Source organism: Sphingobacterium sp. B16(2022) (assembly GCF_012030425.1).
Taxonomy (GTDB): Bacteria; Bacteroidota; Bacteroidia; order Sphingobacteriales; family Sphingobacteriaceae; genus Sphingobacterium; species Sphingobacterium anhuiense.
On sequence record NZ_JAAUVN010000005.1, the window covers coordinates 165,358 to 182,615 of the forward strand.

At 36.9% G+C, this 17,258-nt stretch carries 17 protein-coding genes and 1 tRNA gene; 14 read left to right on the forward strand and 4 right to left on the reverse strand.

The features are described from left to right. Positions 1–26 precede the first annotated feature (26 nt). Together HCX49_RS21330 and HCX49_RS21335 are read right to left on the reverse strand one after the other, a co-directional pair. Positions 27–320 carry a barstar family protein gene (locus HCX49_RS21330; RefSeq protein WP_132771934.1) on the reverse strand — a complete coding sequence of 98 codons (294 nt, stop codon included), beginning with the start codon at positions 318–320 and terminating at the stop codon, positions 27–29. A 391-nt stretch (positions 321–711) separates the two neighbouring features. Beyond that, a tRNA-Ser gene (locus HCX49_RS21335) sits at positions 712–796 on the reverse strand. 121 nt (positions 797–917) lie between these two features. On the opposite strand from HCX49_RS21335, the gene HCX49_RS21340 reads away from it, so the two are divergent. The 13 genes from HCX49_RS21340 (at position 918) to HCX49_RS21400 (ending at position 14,881) form a co-directional block, all read left to right on the forward strand. Beyond that, on the forward strand, positions 918–2,960 hold the full coding sequence (locus tag HCX49_RS21340; protein ID WP_206368655.1) for a M13 family metallopeptidase: 2,043 nt from the start codon (positions 918–920) through the stop codon (positions 2,958–2,960). Positions 2,961–3,056: 96 nt separating this feature from the next. Beyond that, a complete protein-coding gene (gene rplU, locus HCX49_RS21345) occupies positions 3,057–3,368 on the forward strand; it encodes a 50S ribosomal protein L21 (protein ID WP_021189835.1) in 312 nt (103 codons plus the stop codon). Between the two features lie 43 nt (positions 3,369–3,411). Beyond that, on the forward strand, positions 3,412–3,696 hold the full coding sequence (rpmA, locus tag HCX49_RS21350) for a 50S ribosomal protein L27 (RefSeq protein ID WP_021189836.1): 285 nt from the start codon (positions 3,412–3,414) through the stop codon (positions 3,694–3,696). Positions 3,697–3,872: 176 nt separating this feature from the next. After that, positions 3,873–4,616 (forward strand): hypothetical protein, encoded by a 744-nt coding sequence (locus HCX49_RS21355; RefSeq protein WP_168128078.1) that lies wholly within the window; start codon positions 3,873–3,875, stop codon positions 4,614–4,616. Between the two features lie 3 nt (positions 4,617–4,619). Continuing rightward, positions 4,620–5,216 (forward strand): hypothetical protein, encoded by a 597-nt coding sequence (locus tag HCX49_RS21360; RefSeq protein ID WP_237682869.1) that lies wholly within the window; start codon positions 4,620–4,622, stop codon positions 5,214–5,216. Between the two features lie 205 nt (positions 5,217–5,421). After that, complete coding sequence (locus tag HCX49_RS21365) at positions 5,422–6,384, forward strand: formylglycine-generating enzyme family protein (RefSeq protein ID WP_168128079.1); 963 nt, start codon at positions 5,422–5,424, stop codon at positions 6,382–6,384. Between the two features lie 22 nt (positions 6,385–6,406). After that, on the forward strand, positions 6,407–7,720 hold the full coding sequence (locus HCX49_RS21370) for a Gfo/Idh/MocA family protein (protein ID WP_132771920.1): 1,314 nt from the start codon (positions 6,407–6,409) through the stop codon (positions 7,718–7,720). Between the two features lie 15 nt (positions 7,721–7,735). After that, positions 7,736–8,782, forward strand: coding sequence for an FAD:protein FMN transferase (locus HCX49_RS21375; protein WP_168128080.1), 1,047 nt, complete (start codon positions 7,736–7,738; stop codon positions 8,780–8,782). 8 nt (positions 8,783–8,790) lie between these two features. Continuing rightward, the gene (locus HCX49_RS21380; RefSeq protein ID WP_132771918.1) at positions 8,791–9,711 is read left to right on the forward strand and encodes a hydroxypyruvate isomerase family protein; all 921 of its coding nucleotides are present in this window, start codon (positions 8,791–8,793) and stop codon (positions 9,709–9,711) included. 92 nt (positions 9,712–9,803) lie between these two features. Continuing rightward, positions 9,804–11,054, forward strand: coding sequence for a nucleoside permease (locus HCX49_RS21385; RefSeq protein WP_031288192.1), 1,251 nt, complete (start codon positions 9,804–9,806; stop codon positions 11,052–11,054). A gap of 36 nt (positions 11,055–11,090) precedes the next feature. Next, positions 11,091–12,779, forward strand: a complete 1,689-nt coding sequence (locus HCX49_RS21390) for a GMC oxidoreductase (protein WP_132771916.1) — start codon at positions 11,091–11,093, stop codon at positions 12,777–12,779. A 19-nt stretch (positions 12,780–12,798) separates the two neighbouring features. Further along, complete coding sequence (locus HCX49_RS21395) at positions 12,799–14,229, forward strand: Gfo/Idh/MocA family protein (protein WP_168128081.1); 1,431 nt, start codon at positions 12,799–12,801, stop codon at positions 14,227–14,229. A gap of 19 nt (positions 14,230–14,248) precedes the next feature. Then, complete coding sequence (locus HCX49_RS21400) at positions 14,249–14,881, forward strand: gluconate 2-dehydrogenase subunit 3 family protein (protein ID WP_168128082.1); 633 nt, start codon at positions 14,249–14,251, stop codon at positions 14,879–14,881. Between the two features lie 51 nt (positions 14,882–14,932). Here the strand turns inward: HCX49_RS21400 and HCX49_RS21405 are convergent, their stop codons facing one another. Beyond that, positions 14,933–15,658 carry an acyl-[acyl-carrier-protein] thioesterase gene (locus HCX49_RS21405; protein WP_021189843.1) on the reverse strand — a complete coding sequence of 242 codons (726 nt, stop codon included), beginning with the start codon at positions 15,656–15,658 and terminating at the stop codon, positions 14,933–14,935. Positions 15,659–15,863: 205 nt separating this feature from the next. Between HCX49_RS21405 and HCX49_RS21410 the strand changes: the two genes are divergently transcribed. Then, on the forward strand, positions 15,864–16,130 hold the full coding sequence (locus tag HCX49_RS21410) for a hypothetical protein (RefSeq protein WP_021189844.1): 267 nt from the start codon (positions 15,864–15,866) through the stop codon (positions 16,128–16,130). 40 nt (positions 16,131–16,170) lie between these two features. Here the strand turns inward: HCX49_RS21410 and HCX49_RS21415 are convergent, their stop codons facing one another. Beyond that, the gene (locus tag HCX49_RS21415) at positions 16,171–17,220 is read right to left on the reverse strand and encodes an endonuclease/exonuclease/phosphatase family protein (protein ID WP_168128083.1); all 1,050 of its coding nucleotides are present in this window, start codon (positions 17,218–17,220) and stop codon (positions 16,171–16,173) included. Positions 17,221–17,258 lie beyond the last annotated feature (38 nt).

The window sequence follows — 17,258 nt, forward strand, 5'->3', positions numbered from 1 at the left end:
TTTATTCTTTATACTACAATTATTTCTTAGTCTTTTGTCTCAAATTCAATATGATCGTGGTATGCGATTATCGCACATAAAGTATCTGTAAGTTTCTCCCCTAATTCGCTTCTGCTTTTAGAAAATTTTGTCCAAACAATTTTTACAGATGTCGCATAATCGTAAACACCAAAACCGCCACAAAGTAGGTCATTAAACGCGTCTAGATTATGCCCTGTTTGCCAATCAAGATCTTTCGTCAAGACTTGGTCGACTTCATGATAGAAACTTTCTAAATCAGAAAAATTGTCTCCGTTTATTATGATTGTCAGTTTGTCCATTTTAATCTTACATGATTATGTTCGCTCCTAATGGTTCAGCAAAACCAATCTACAAAAAAAGTAGGAATGATACCTATGCTATAGGAAGACTTTATCTAAAAATAAAACCATTCGTTATGCTTATTCACTTTGTCATGTAAGTGTGTGATGTTTTATTTCAATATTCAATTTATTCTATTGGATATAAACTGTCAAGATGTTCAAAGACTGGTTATGTAGTGCCTTTGTGCGGTGTTTATCTAGCGGTTCATTTTAGCGAGACCCTAGCTAACCATCTTTTAGGGTCTCGCTGGAAATGAGAAGTATTTAAAAAAACGATATGGCGTGTAAAAGAAAAACCCTACAAATTGTACAATTTGTAGGGTTTTGATACGTTTTCCTTGTTAGGATGCGGAGAGGGCGGGATTCGAACCCGCGGTACCGTTAAGTACACACGCTTTCCAAGCGTGCTCGATCGACCACTCTGACACCTCTCCGTAGTCTGTTGGCAAAAATAGAAGTATAATTCTATTTTCCAAAACAAATTTTATTAAAATGTGTTATTTCCGCATTAATAAAAAAACTACCTTTACTCAAGGTGTTTGAAATAAGAAAATTATGGTCAATAAAAAATTATGGGCAATATTACCGATTGCTGCTCTAGCATTTGGTTGCCAATCCAATAAAGGTTCGGATCAGAAACAAGCAGATCGAACTGTATTTTTAGATGTATCCGGTATGGATACGACAGTTCATCCAGGAGATAACTTCTTTATGTATGCCAATGGACAATGGTTGAAGAAAACAGTTATTCCTCCATCAGAGTCTGGCTGGGGATCATTTTATACCTTGAATGATGAGAACTTACAAAAGCTTCATGGTATTTTAGATAAGGCCGCTCAGTCCAATAGTAAAAGAGGTACGGATCAACAAAAGGTTGGCGATTTCTATTCCAGTGGAATGGATACCCTTACGATAGAAAAGCTTGGAATTTCACCTATTCAGGCTCAGCTGAAGAAAATTGATGATTTAAAATCCATCGAAGAACTGATTGCTTATAGTGCCGACGGTTTTAAAGAGGGGGAGGGAGATCTTTTCTCATTTTATATCGCTGCCGATGAACGTATGAGTAATAAAAATGCCGCTACTTTTGTACAGGGTGGACTTAATCTTCCTGAATCAAGTTATTATTTGGATCAGGATGAAAAGGCAAAGAAAATACGTGAAGCTTATACGAATTATCTCAGTAAGCTGTTTACGCTTGCCGGTCAACAGGCTACAGCTAAAGCGGATGCAGAATCTGTCCTTAAGATTGAAACTGCAATTGCGAAATCTCATCTTAATCCAGTTGAATTACGTGATCCGATTAAAAATTATAATAAAGTTGCGGTAGCAGCTTTTCAAAAGGAGACACCTAATCTGAACTGGAATGATATCTTGGGCAGATTAGCAATTAAAACAGATACTTTATTGGTACAGCAACCGAAGTTTTATGTTGCTCTAAATAATTTGTTGAAATCTGAACCGCTACCAGTATGGAAACTTAAATTGAAGGCGGATCTGTTGAATTCATCAGCAACAGCATTGACAAAAGACTTCCGTAATGCACAGTTTGAACTGTATGGTAAAACTTTGCAGGGACAGAAAGAGCAAAAGGAACGCTGGAAACTTATGGTCAGTACGGTTGATGATAACTTAGGAGAAGTACTTGGAAAATTGTTTACCGAAGAATACTTTAAACCTGAGGCTAAGAAAAGAATGTTGGAGTTAGTTAATAATTTAGAAATCTCATATCGTGACCGTATTGAAAAGTTAGATTGGATGACTCCTGAAACCAAGAAAAAAGCGATCGAAAAACTGCAAGCTTTTACTAAAAAGATCGGATATCCAGATAAATGGAAAGATTATTCTGATGTAGAAATCAATAAGGATACTTATTATGCCAATTTACAAGCTGCATCACGTCATGCTTATAAGGAAATGATCGACAAAATGGGCAAACCAGTTGACAAGACTGAGTGGTTGATGACAACACCTACTGTCAATGCATACTACAACCCACCTTATAATGAAATTGTATTTCCTGCAGGAATACTACAGTTTCCATTTTTTGATGCAAATGCGGACGATGCAATCAACTATGGTGCTATAGGAGCTGTAATCGGACATGAAATGACGCATGGTTTTGATGACCAAGGCCGTCAATATGATAAAGAAGGAAATCTAAAAGATTGGTGGACTCCAGAAGATGCGACTAAGTTTACGACAAAAGCTAATCAGGTAGCCGCCTTATACGATGGTTTTACTTTACTGGATAAACAACATGTGAATGGAAAATTGACATTAGGAGAAAATTTAGCGGATATTGGAGGTCTTAATATTGCATTCGATGCTTTCAAAAAAACAAAGCAAGGACAAGATGCAACCAAAATAGATGGATTTACACCAGATCAACGTTTCTTTTTAAGTTTTGCTCAAGTTTGGCGTATTAAAAATAGTGATGAGCGAATGAACATGCGTTTGAAAGTCGATCCGCATAGCCCTGAAGAATTTCGTGTCAATGGTCCAGTCTATAATATGGAAGCTTTTTATCAAGCATTCCAGATTCCAAAAACTGCGAAGATGTATGTAGCACCCAAGAAACGTGTTGCTGTTTGGTAGTGGTAAATAAAAAGTGTAATATATTTTTAGAATTGAATAATAATTGCTAATTTTGCCGTTCATTAACAATAAACACATTTAATTAATTTATTAACAATGTACGCAATAGTAAATATAGCAGGACAGCAATTCAAGGTTGCAAAAGACCAATTTCTTTTTGTGCACCGCTTACAAGGAGAAGAAGGCGCTAGTATTGAATTTGACAATGTATTGTTAGCAGAAGATGGTGGTAAATTCACAATCGGTACTCCGAACGTGGCAGGTGCTAAAATTTCGGCTAAAATTTTGTCTCATTTAAAAGGTGATAAAGTTATCGTTTTCAAGAAAAAACGTCGTAAAGGCTACAAAAAGAAAAACGGTCACCGTCAACAATTCACTAAAATCCAGATCACTGGTATTACATTATAATTGAATTTTTAATCAGACATTAGTCTTAAATTGAGATAAAGAAATGGCACATAAAAAAGGTGCGGGTAGTTCTAAGAACGGCCGTGAGTCACATTCGAAACGTTTAGGTATCAAAATCTTCGGTGGTCAAGCTGCTATCGCTGGTAACATCATCGTTCGCCAACGTGGTACTAAACACAATCCTGACTTAAATGTTGGTATTGGTAAAGATCATACATTGTTTGCTTTAGTTGATGGAAAAGTACTTTTCCGCAAAAAAGCTAACAACAAATCTTATGTTTCTATTATTCCTGCAGAAGTTTCTGTAGTTCCTGTAGAGAAGGCATAAGTTTTTTTGCTACACAATATTTGTAAAAGGCGTTAAGTTTACTTAACGCCTTTTTTATGTTTTTAAAGCTTAAGTAAGAGCTTCTTAATAAAATTGTATACATTTATTTCTTCAAGAATCAAAGTTTGGTACAATTTTATACAGGAATTGCAGTTTATAGATAATATTAAACGTTCATGATTTATAAAAGTCTACCTTACAGTATTCCAACAGTTGTGTTATTGTTGTTGTCATCTTGTAGTTCGATGTATATGCCCAATGTGCCAGCCGCACCAATGTTTAAAGATGCCGGTGAAGTATATGTTTCCGGAAATATTAATTTAAAGGGAAATGTTTCTGCCAGCGGAGGAGTCGCAGTTTCAGATCATATCGGAGTGATTGCAAATGGTTCTTATGTGGACCGAAAAGATAGCCCTACAGATTTTGCTCAAAAAATGGGTGAGTTGGGTATTGGCTATTTTACGACTTTTGGTCAACGGCGCAATCGTATTCTCGAAGTATATGCAGGTTATGGGATGGGTGTTGTAAATGAACTAGATACAAGGACATCAACGGCGGGGCCGGCAGTGGTAGAAAGCCGAGATATGGATTTTAATAAAATATTTGTCCAAGTCAATTACTCTTCCACAAAACGGGAGAAAATTCGTTTATTTGGTGGAGATCGCGCCCTGAACTATGGTACAATTTTACGATTGTCACATGTAAATATGACCGATTTTAAAATAAACCAGCTTAATGCAAATAAAGAACAGAATGTTTTGATAGAACCTGTATTTTATACCCGTATGGAAGTAGGGCGTGGCTGGCAGATACAATATATGACTGGCATGAATTTCGGTTTGATGAGCAATGATTATTTGAAAGCAGGGCATCCGATAAATAGTTTGGGAATTCTTTATAAATTTGGAGGGAAAAATTAAATTATGATAAAAGCATTGAAAAAGAACTGGCTATTGATGTTAATGAGCGTGGCATTTTTGAGTAGCTGCGGGATCAGTAGGCAAAAAGCCCAGATTGAAAATCTTGGTAAGTGTAAGTTTGATATACAGTCTGTTGATAGCATTCGTGTAGCGGGAACTTCCATTCAAAAAATAGTGAAAGCAGATGGTATTGATCTATCGGCACTACCGAGTGTAGCTTTGGGAATGTTGCGTAAAAATATTCCTTTGGATGCCGTAATTCGCTTGAAAATTGAAAATCCGACTTTAAAGAAAGCTGCAATTAATCAGTTTCAATATATTATTCTGTTTGAAAAAAAGCAATTAGCAGAGGGTATTGTTAATCAGTCGATTTCTTTAGACCCTGGACAATCTACGGTAGCCTCGGTAAGATTAAATACTAATATTTATGAATTGATCAATAATGGTGATTTAGCAGGATTTATAGGATCTAATTCAAACACTAAAAAAGGTTTGTTTACAATAAAGATTAAACCTTCGATAAATGTCGCCGGTAAATCAATTTTTTATCCCGGATATATAACGATTGATCGTGAAGTTAGCCGTAATATTTTATTATAAAGGATACTTGTAATTTTTAAATAGGGTCTGTAAAACATTGTCTTACAGACCCTATTTTTTTTATTCAATTGTCATTTTTTATCTGTGTAATAAAAAAGTTATGATACTTATTGTTTAAATTACACAATGAAATTAATATCTTAGACAAATAATATATCTGGATTAGTGGTGGGTGATGACCAATTATTTATAGAAAAAAATAGAAATGCGTAAAAGTTTACTTGCTCTTATCTTGTCAGGAATGTCCAGCTCGTTGTTTGCACAGCAAAAGGTGGAAAGCTATGTACAAGAAATAAAAGGGACAAAATTGAAGTTTGACATGGTTGCGATTCCAGCTGGCGTATATAAACAAGGTGGGAATGTTAAAGCAGATGAAAAGCCTATTCATGAGGTAAAAATAGCTCCCTTCTGGATAGGGAAATACGAGGTAACCTGGAACTTGTTTGAACCTTTCTTGTATAAAGATTATGAGGTGACTCAAAGTATAGATGGCAAGATCACTCCCGAAGTGGATGCAGTAACACGTCCTACAAAACCATATTTAGATATGACCTTTGGTATGGGTAAAGAAGGTCACCCAGCTTTGGCCATGACCCACTATAATGCAATTCAGTTCTGCAAGTGGCTGTACGTACGTACAGGAGTTTTTTATAGATTGCCAACAGAAGCGGAATGGGAGTATGCTTGTCGCGCCGGAAGTGATAAAGCATATAGTTTTGGAGATGATGCCGCTTTATTGGATCAATATGCTTGGCATAAAGGCAATAGTGACGGTTCAACACATCTTGTTGGAACTAAGAAGCCAAATGCTTGGGGTTTATTTGATATGCATGGAAATGTTTCAGAATGGACTTTTGATCAATATATCGAAGATTATTACCAGCAGTTTGACGGTAAAGTAGCTGATAACCCCGTTGCAATACCTACTAAATTATATCCCAATAGTGTAAGAGGCGGTGCCTTTGATAGTGAAGCTGTAGATTTAAGAAGTGCATCTCGGGTAGCTTCAGATCCATTCTGGAAACAACTAGATCCACAAATTCCTAAAAGTAACTGGTGGTTCCCTGAAGCTCCATTTGTAGGAATGCGCTTAGTAAGACCTGTGACACCTCCTTCGCATGAAGAAATAATGGCCTATTATGATAAGGCTCCAATTAAAGATTATTAATTATAACCAAAAAACCTAAAATATGGAAAATTTTGAACGTCGTGATTTTTTAAAAACGACAGCAGCTATCGCAGGCGGGACAGTTTTAAGTTCAGTGCCATTGGTAGGAGCATTTGCCGCAGGAAGCGATGTAATTAAAGTTGCATTGATCGGTTGTGGTGGACGCGGTACAGGTGCAACTTTTGACGCCCTAAGCTCAGGATTTAATATTAAAGTCGTTGCATTAGCTGATGCTTTCAAAGATAATTTGGACAGCACATATAAAACATTAAAAGATAAATGGCAGGATAAAATTGATGTTCCTGAAAAAAATAAATTCGTTGGATTTGATGCCTATAAAGAAGCTATTAAATTAGCCGATGTGGTGATCTTAACAACTCCTCCTGGATTTCGTCCAATTCATTTTGAAGAAGCTGTGCGCCAAGGTAAACATGTATTTATGGAAAAACCTGTTGCCACAGATATCCCAGGGATCCGTAAAGTTTTGGCAGCTGCTGAAATTGCTAAGAAGAAAAAACTGAATGTAGTGGTGGGTCTTCAACGTAGGTATCAAACAAACTATAGAGAAGCCATTAAAAGAATTCACGAGGGTGCAATTGGTGATGTTGTTTCTGGACAGGTATACTGGAATAGTGGTGGTGTTTGGGTAAGACCACGTAAGCCGGGACAGACAGAAATGGATTATCAGATGCGCAACTGGTATTATTTTAACTGGTTATGTGGTGATCATATCGTAGAGCAGCACGTTCACAATATTGATATTGCCAATTGGGTCAAAGGTGCATACCCGGTACGTATTCAAGGTACTGGTAGCCGCGCGCATAGAACAGGTAAAGAATATGGTGAGATCTATGACAACTTTGCATTAGAGTTAACTTATCCTGATAATTCAGTTGTATACAGTCAGTGTGCGCACTTCGAAGGGGTTACAAACCGTGTCGACGAACAGTTTCAAGCAACTAAAGGTAGAGCCTACCTGTCAGCAAATGGACAAGCAGTACTTTGGGATGCTAAAGGAAATGAAATCTATCGTCATGAACCAAAAGGAAATCCAAATCCTTATCAACAAGAGCATAAAGAATTGTTTGAAGCAATTTCAAAAGGTGAATATAAATTTGATAATGCAGAATATGGTGCATATAGTACTTTAACAGGTATTATTGGTCGTATCGCATGTTATACAGGAAAAGTAATTAAATGGGATGCTGCATTAAAGTCGGAAATCGATATTATGCCTACAAATTATGCATGGGATGCTTTACCTAAGATATTACCAAAAGAAGATGGTTCGTACCCGGTAGCTATACCAGGTCAGAATACAAATTTATACATTTAATAAGAGGATGCATTCATGTATTTTAAATCATGGATACTGCTCTCAATTAGTTTTTTTGGCTTGTGCAGGATAACAGCTGCACGAGCTGAACAAGCTTCTTATTCTTTAAAATCTCTCCGAAAAACTGTTTTATCTGGCCCTGCGCAGGGTACTTCTTATCATATTACGTATTTTGATACACAGGAGTTGGTTTCAAAAAATGATATCGATAGTGTTTTGAAAGTCATTGATTTGTCAATGTCGATTTATAACCCATCCTCTACAATAAGTCTATTTAATAAAGAGGAGAGAAGTGCTGTCAAGTTAGATCGTCATTTTCAAAAGGTTGTTGATGCATCATTCCGCTATAATCGCATCACGAAAGGTATTTTTGATATTACGGTAGCACCACTTGTCCAATTGTGGGGGTTTGGACCTAAACAGATTAAACATTTTCCAGACTCAAATGAAATCAATGCAACCCTAGCGTCTGTGGGAATGGATAAGTTAATTTGGAAAGCTCCTTATCTTAAAAAAAGCAAACCTAACGTCAGTATTGATGTCAATGGTATTGCACAGGGGTATTCAGTAGATGTCTTGGCTAAATTTCTTGAAAGTAAGCATATCAAAAATTATATTGTGGAGTTAGGTGGGGAAATGCGTGTTAAGGGAAGAAATCAGGCAGGTGAATTTTTTAAAATTGGTGTTGAAAGACCAGCCTCCAGCCACAATCAATTACTGAAAACCGAAGTTGTGCATATCAAATCTGGAGCATTGACGACTGCTGGAAATTTTGAAAAGTACATGATGAATGGAAAACAGAAGATTAGTCATCATGTCAATCCTTTGACGGGATATATGTTTTCTAGTCCAGTAGTCAGTGTTACGGTATATGCAAAAACTGCAATGGAAGCAGATGCCTTGGACAATTATTTTATGGCCCTTACACCAGATGAGATACTTGATTTTGTGAAGAAGAGAAAGAATTTAGAAGTTTATATTATATTTAACAATGAAAAGGGAGAAATAGAAGAAAAGTACTCGAAAGGGTTTTCCAACTTTTTTCTAAAAAAAACAATATAAATGAAATTATGAAAAGATCTGAATTTTTAAAAAACACCTTATTGGTTGCAGGTTCCGCTGTGAGCTTGAATACTTTAGCGGGTGAACAACAACAGAAAAAAAATAAGGCAGGAGCAGTATTTAACTTAGATTATGCACCGCATCAGGGCATGTTCAGTGCAACTGCTGGTAAAAATTTTGTTGATGAAATAAAATATATGCATGAACTGGGATTCAGAAGTATCGAAGATAACGGTATGACAGGACGCAGTATCGATGAACAAAAGAAAATAGGTGAAACGTTGGCATCTCTTGGGATGCGTATGGGCGTTTTTGTTGTTCCAAAGGGCGGGAACGGTGCCAATACTTTAGCGGCAGGTAAACAAGAGTACATTGATATCTTTCTAAAAGGCTGTAAAGAGTCTGTGGAAGTAGCAAAACGTGTCAATGCAAAATGGGTAACGGTTGTTCCTGGCGATTACGAACGTAATCTATCTATCGGGGTACAAACTGGTAATGTGATTGAGGCATTGAAGAGAGGGGCAGAAATTTTTGAACCACATGGCATAACGATGGTACTGGAGCCTTTAAGTGACAGTCCTGATTTATTTCTTAGATATTCAGATCAGACCTATGAAATATGCAAAGGTGTGGGAAGTCCTTCATGTAAATTATTATATGATGCGTATCATATGCAAAAAAATGAAGGTAATCTCATTCATAAAATGAATGAGTGCTGGAATGAGATCGCTTATATTCAAGTAGGAGATAATCCAGGAAGAAGGGAACCTACTACAGGTGAAGTTAACTACAAAAATGTGTTTAAATGGCTTCACGAGAAGGGATTTAAAGGCGTGGTCGGTATGGAGCATGGTATGTCCAAAAGTGGCAAGATCGGCGAAGAAACTTTGGTCAACGCTTACAGAGAAGTAGATAATTTCTTAGTGTAACTTGTACAATTGTTTTTTTTATGCTAGATTGTCATTTTAAAAACCAAATTCTTGATAGAAATCTCTTATTATAAAATAAACTAAAACATATAATGTCCACATCTATTAGATTTAAATTATCCTTCATGATGTTCCTGGAATTCTTTATCTGGGGCGCATGGTTCGTTACATTGGGTACATACCTGAGTAAAAATTTACAAGCACAGCCGCTTGAAATTGCGAATGTTTTTTCAACCCAATCATTAGGTGCTATTATTGCTCCTTTTATTATCGGTATGATTGCCGATCGTTACTTTAACGCGGAACGTATATTAGGCGTATTGCATATCATCGGTGCGGTATTGATGTATCAAATGTATAATGCAACTGAAATTTCTTCTTTTTACCCTTATGTATTGGCTTATATGGTTTTATATATGCCGACACTATCATTGGTAAATTCGGTATCATTCAGACAGTTGACCAATCCTGAGAAACAGTTCTCTAATATCCGTATTTGGGGAACTATCGGTTGGATCATTGCTGGTCTTTCAATCAGTTATTTGTTTAAATGGGATGCAGCAGAAGCTTCATCTGCTGGAGCTTTGAAAAATACCTTTTTAATGGGGGCTATTGCTTCTTTGGTGTTAGGTTTATTCTCATTTACATTGCCTAAAACGCCACCTGTTAAAATTGAGTCAGATCAGAAACCATCATTCTCATCGATCATCGGATTGGATGCTATCAAATTATTGAAAGACCGTAATTTCTTGATTTTCTTCGTTTCATCGATTTTGATCTGTATTCCTTTGGCATTTTACTATCAAAATGCCAATCCATTTTTAGATCAAATAGGAATGGAAAATCCTACTGGAAAAATGACAATTGGTCAGATTTCAGAAGTATTATTCTTATTAGCATTACCTGTTTTCTTTTCTAAATTCGGTTTCAAGAAAACGATTTTGGTTGGTATGCTTGCTTGGGCATTAAGATATATCTTATTTGCTTATGGTAATGCGGGCGATCTTTCTTTCATGTTGATATTAGGTATTGCTTTACACGGTATCTGTTACGATTTCTTTTTCGTTTCTGGACAAATTTATACCGATAGTAAAGCTGGAATCAAATATAAAAGTGCTGCACAGGGTTTGATTACATTAGCGACTTATGGGGTAGGTCAGCTTATTGGATTCTGGGTTGCAGGTTTTATCGGAGAGAAATATGCATACTTGCAACAAGCTAATGTTGCTGATTTTTGGAAACAAACATGGATCATTCCTGCGGGAATAGCATTCGTAGTCTTTATTATCTTTTTAGTTGCTTTTAAAGATGAGAAGGTCGAGAATAAAGCGGTTGCTGAATAAATTAATAAAAGAACTAAAACTAAACAATAAAATAAAATGGCTGAAAATAACACTTATGATGCTATTGTCATTGGTTCAGGAATCAGTGGTGGATGGGCAGCAAAAGAATTAACAGAAAAGGGTTTAAAAACTCTTATGTTAGAACGTGGTCGTAATATCGAGCACGTAAAAGATTATCCGTCGCCGAATAAGAATCCTTGGGATTTCCCACATGCCGGAGGACGTACGCAAGAGATGATCAAAGAACGTCCAGTTTTGAGCAGGGATTATCCGTTAAATGAAAAAAACTTAGATTATTGGGTAAATGAACAAGAAAGTCCCTATACCGAAACTAAACGTTTTGACTGGTATAGAGGTTATCACGTAGGTGGTCGTTCATTGATGTGGGGAAGACAATCTTACCGACTTGGCGATTTAGATTTTGAAGCAAATTTAAAAGATGGACACGGTGTAGATTGGCCGATCCGTTATAAAGATATTGCTCCTTGGTACAGCTATGCAGAGAAATTTGCTGGTATCAGCGGTAACCGTGATGGTTTGGATGTATTGCCGGATGGTGATTTTATGCCTGCTATGGCGATGAATATCGTGGAAAAGGATCTTGCAGCACGTTTGAAAAAAGAATACGGTGGTAACCGCCATTTTATTATGGGAAGAACAGCAAACATTACTGTTCCTCATCATAACCGTATCAACTGTCAATATCAAAACCAATGTTGGTTAGGTTGTAATTTTGGTGCTTATTTTAGTACACAATCGGCAACATTACCAGCAGCAGTAGCAACTGGCAATTTGACATTACGTCCATTCTCAATTGTTACGAAAATCATTTATGATAAAAATACCAAGAAAGCAAAAGGTGTTGAAATTGTAGATGCGGAAACAAATCAAACGTATGAGTTTTTTGCTAAAGTGATCTTCGTTAATGCATCTGCATTTAACTCAACTTGGGTACTGATGAACTCAGCTACAGATGTTTGGGAAGGTGGACTTGGAAGTAGCAGTGGAGAATTGGGACATAACGTAATGGATCACCATTTCCGTTGTGGAGCAGGAGGTAATGTAGAAGGATATTTAGATAGCTATGTATTTGGTCGTAGACCAACAGGATTATATGTGCCACGTTTTGTTAACGTTGCTGGAGATGACAAGAAACGTGATTATGTTCGTGGTTTTGGTTATCAAGGAGCTGCAGGCCGTGGTCGCTGGTCTGGAGAGGTCGCGGAGATGAGTGTAGGTGGCGCATGGAAAGATGCTCTTACCGAAGCTGGTGATTGGAACGTAGGTTTTACTGCTTTCGGTGAGATTTTACCATACCATGAAAACAAAATTAGCTTAGACAAAACTAAAAAAGATAAATGGGGTCTTCCTGTATTATCAATGGACGTTGAAATCAAGGATAATGAGTTAAAGATGCGTGGTGATATGCAAAATGAGATGAAAGAGATGTTGGAGAAAATTGGTGTTAAGGACACATATACTTATGATAACGTGTATGGTTTTGGTCAAGGTATCCATGAAATGGGAACTGCTCGTATGGGTAGAGATCCTAAAACATCTGTTTTAAATGGTAACAACCAGGTTTGGGATGCGCTTAACGTTTTTGTAACTGATGGTGCAGCGATGACTTCTGCAGGCTGTGTCAATCCTTCATTAACGTATATGGCATTAACAGCTAGAGCGGTTGATTTTGCTGTAAGTGAGTTGAAAAAAGGTAATCTTTAATCAGTTATAAATCTAAATTATGGAAAAGAATAATTCATCAAGAAGAGACTTTCTGAAAAAAGCTGCCTTATTTGGCGCTGGAGTGACTATACTGCCCCGCCATGTATTGGGTGGAGTAGGTTTTACAGCACCGAGTGATATGTTGAATGTTGCATCTGTAGGTGTCGGTGGTATGGGGGGATCAGACGTATCGCGATTTGCAGCAAGTGGAAAAGCAAATATTGCTTACCTATGTGATGTAGATACGCGTCGTGCGGCAGATTCTGTGAAAAAGTTTCCGAAGGCAAAATTTTATAAGGATTTCCGTGATATGCTCGATAAAGAGCATAAACATATTGATGCAGTTTCAGTATCAACACCGGATCATCAGCATGCTATTGTAGCTTTGGCAGCAATGCAATTGGGTAAGCACGTTTATGTGCAAAAACCATTAGCTCATGATGTTTGGGAAGCACGTGTTTTGACACAAGCAGCCAAGAAATATAAAGTTGTGACGCAAATGGGTAATCAAGGAGCATCAGGTGATGGTGTGAGACAGATGCGCGAATGGGTTGACGCAGGGATGATTGGAGATCTGAAAGAGATCTTCTGTTGGACCGATCGCCCAGTATGGCCTCAAGGTATCCAATGGCCTACACAACAAGCTCCAGTTCCACAAGAATTGGATTGGGATCTTTGGTTAGGTACTGCTCCAAAAAAAGATTATGTTGAAAAATTGATTCCTTTCAACTGGAGAGGATGGTGGGATTATGGAACAGGTGCATTAGGTGATATGGGATGCCATAACATGGAAGCGCCTTTTAGTATCTATGGTCTTCAATATGTGAAAGATGTACAGGCAACTGTTGGATCTGTATATGTTGACGAATTTAAAAGAGGATATTTCCCAGAAAGCTGTCCGCCGTCAAGCTATGCCGTAATGACATTCCCGAAAACGGATAAAACAGCAGGAGATGTTAAGCTACATTGGATGGATGGTGGAATTCAACCACCAAGACCAGATGAACTAGGTCCTAATGAGGCTTTTGGCGACGGTGGAAATGGTATTTTATTTATCGGTACGAAAGGTAAAATATTGGCCGATACTTACGCTGCAAATCCGAGATTATTGCCTACAACTGCTTCTTATACGACTCCAAAACAAAAGTATGCACGTGTTAAAGGTGGTGCCGATGGTCACTGGGCACAATGGGTAGAAGGTTGTATTGCTGGTTATGGTAATATGCAGATGTCTTCTCCTTTTGAAATTGCTGGACCATTGACAGAAGCTTTACTGATGGCAAACTTGGCTATCCGTGGATCAGATTTGAAAGTTGATAATAAATATCCAGGAAGAAACTTACGCTTATTATGGGATAATAATAATATGCGTGTGACGAATTTTGATGAAGTAAACCAGTTCGTGAAGCGTAACTACCGTCCAGGCTGGGAAGTTAATTATACAATTTAAGTATTAAAAGAGATTGATTATGAATAGAAGAGAAGCAATTCAACGTGTCGCAATGTTGATGGGAGGCGTGGTCATTGGTTCAAGCCTTTTTCTTGAAGGTTGTTCACGCTCTGCTACTAAACAGGTAGAAGTTTTATTCGAACCTAAGACAACCGATTTATTGGGAGACTTAGCCGAAGCAATATTACCGAAAACCTCTACTCCTGGAGCTAAAGAAGCAGGCGTGGGAAGCTTTATCCCAGTGATGGTAAGAGATTGTTATACCGATGAACAACAAACTGTTTTCATGGATGGAATTAACAACCTAAATAAAAAAGCACAAGAGTTAATGAAGAAAAATTTCTTAGATCTTTCTGCTGAAGAACGTACAAGTTTTGTAAACTTACTAGACAAAGAAGCTGGTGAGTTTAATAAAAAACAAGATGAGGCGACAAAAGAAGAACGTGAGAAAAATGCTGTAAAACAAAATGAATTATATAGAGAAGTGGAAAACAAACCACCTCATTGGTTTACCATGTTTAAGCAGTTGACCTTAACAGGATACTTTAATTCGGAACTGGGATTAACTAAAGCATTGCGCTATGTGAAGATTCCAGGAAAATTCGATGGAAATTACCCTTATAAAAAAGGTGATAAAGCTTTTGCAGGTTAATTCAAAAAGATAAAGAAGAAAAGGGGGTACTTCAAGCGAAGTACTCCCTTATTATTTAGTTTCGATTTCTAAGGCGAAAGAAACACGTTCTTGCTTTGTGACCGTCATGAAATAGCCTTTATCTGTTGAGTTACCACTAATTTCTACACGGTCATTATAGCGGAGTTCTCGTAGGTAATTCATTTCTATGGATACAATTTGATTTGTAAGCACTAATTCCATCGGTAATCTGTCCATACACCAATCTAAATATTTGACATTATTAGCATGATTGACAATATCCAGATCCGATATTTTAACCGTATAGTTTTCGATTGGTTTTACGGTCTGTGCTAGATTTAGTTTTGAAAAAGGCTTTTGCGTACTGTGACGCTCTGGAAATGTTTTAAAATCGCCAAGTGCTATTGCCAGTTCCTCAGGTCCTCTTTTTACAGTATTGATAACTGCCCAATAACTTGTAGCAGTCACATAAAGTTGGTTATTGACATACACCTCAAAATTACGGGTTGATTTAGCCCCTTCTAAGTGCTGAATCCAGGTTTTTATGGTCACTATATCCATCCATTTTGGCAAGCGGTTTATTTCAAACCGGATACGGCTTAACACCCAGGTCTGATTATTTTTGGCCATTTCCCTAAAACCAAAACCTGCAATAGTCGCATGTTCACCAGCTGTGAGCTGCAGTAAATTGGAAAGATCAGAATAACGGATTCTGGCATTTGAATAGCATTGTGTAAAATTGATTTCCCAGTTTTTTTCAAATGTTGAATTGTCCATTTTTGATAAATTTCAACAAATTTAGGCATTATTATGCTGTAGCATAAGTCATTTTGTAAAATAAATGTTAAAATCGAAATAGTATTGGTATTTTATCGAGGATTCCTTACATTTAAATAAGGTTAAGTATATGTTATAACAATTAGGAGCGTTATAAATGAAATGTCTTACTTAATCAAAGTGTCAATTATAAATTATTAGTAGTATGATCGGAGAATTGATAGAAAAAGAACAAATCTCTTCATTCAAAATAGTGGCGGCGAATGAAGATAAAAGTCAAACATTTTTAGAAACTTTAAAAGGAGCTTTGCGATTGGGGAATGAATTTAAGTCGAAGACTACAATAGCCTTTCAAACAGAAGTAGGTCCTAAAAGAATAGAAACAACAGTTTGGTCGTTAACGGATAAGTATCTCCAAATAAAAAGCGGTGTATTGATTCCTCTGAGATCAATTTTAGCAATAGAATATTAAACAAAAATAATTACTCAAAAAAAAGAAAAGTGCTGTTATATCAGCACTTTTCTTTTTTTTCCTCAGCTAATTCCCGATCTTCCTGATCTAAATCTAATGTGTTGTCTTCTTGTTCTGCATCCGCGGATTTTTCGTATTGTAATACGGTCAGAATTGGGAAGTGATCTGAATCAAAATTATTCAGTCTTTTCATTTTCTTTAATTTAAAGTCTGTACTACAGAAAATATGATCTAAAGGAAAGCGCATAAAAAAATGATGGGCGTGAAAAGTATTCAGAAAGAAACGGCCTCTTCTCGGATCAAGTAATTGACTTGTCTTTAAAAATAATTCAGTGGTGTAGCTCCAGGCGACGTCATTCAGATCACCGCAAACTATCACAGGTATTTTTGATGCTAAAGCTTTATCTGCAATCAGAAGGAGTTCCTTATCACGTTCTGTTGACCTTGGGTTTTCACCTGGTACAGGAGGAGTCGGATGTACCGCATATAACTGAATGACCTGCCCATTTCGTAAAATTACTTTTGTATGAATGGAAGGGATATCATCCTCCACAAGAAATTTGACTTCACTTTCCTTCAATTCCAATTTAGAGTACAGCAACATACCATAAGTGTTATCTATCGGTTTCTCTACACGATAGGGGTAGGTATCTGTGGCCTCCTTAAGCTGTTCCATCCATTCATGGCTGGTTTCCAGTAGCAGTACCAGGTCAGCATCAGTCTTTTTAATTTCCGCAATGCAGCCTTTGTAATTGGTATTATCTTCAAACACATTTGATATCATAATACTGATGGTTTGATCGGGTATTTCCTGTTTTACTCTTAAAATCTGCTTTTTCCCAAGAGGAGTAAAGGGAATAATCTGTTTTAATAGGTATAATATAGTCCCTGAAAGTAAGGTTACATAGATATAGAAGGTTAGCGTTTTGTTAGAGAATATTAAAAGGAGCGCCAGTGACAGGGCTGTTAATACAAGCTTTTGTAGTCTTGGATACTCAAAAATTCGGAATGTCCAATAATCATTCCTTATTAATGGAATAAAACTTATAATGATTAGGATGGAAGAAAAAATATATAGAGCTGTGTGCATATGTAATCTATTTGTGCGATAAAAATAGAAAAATAATC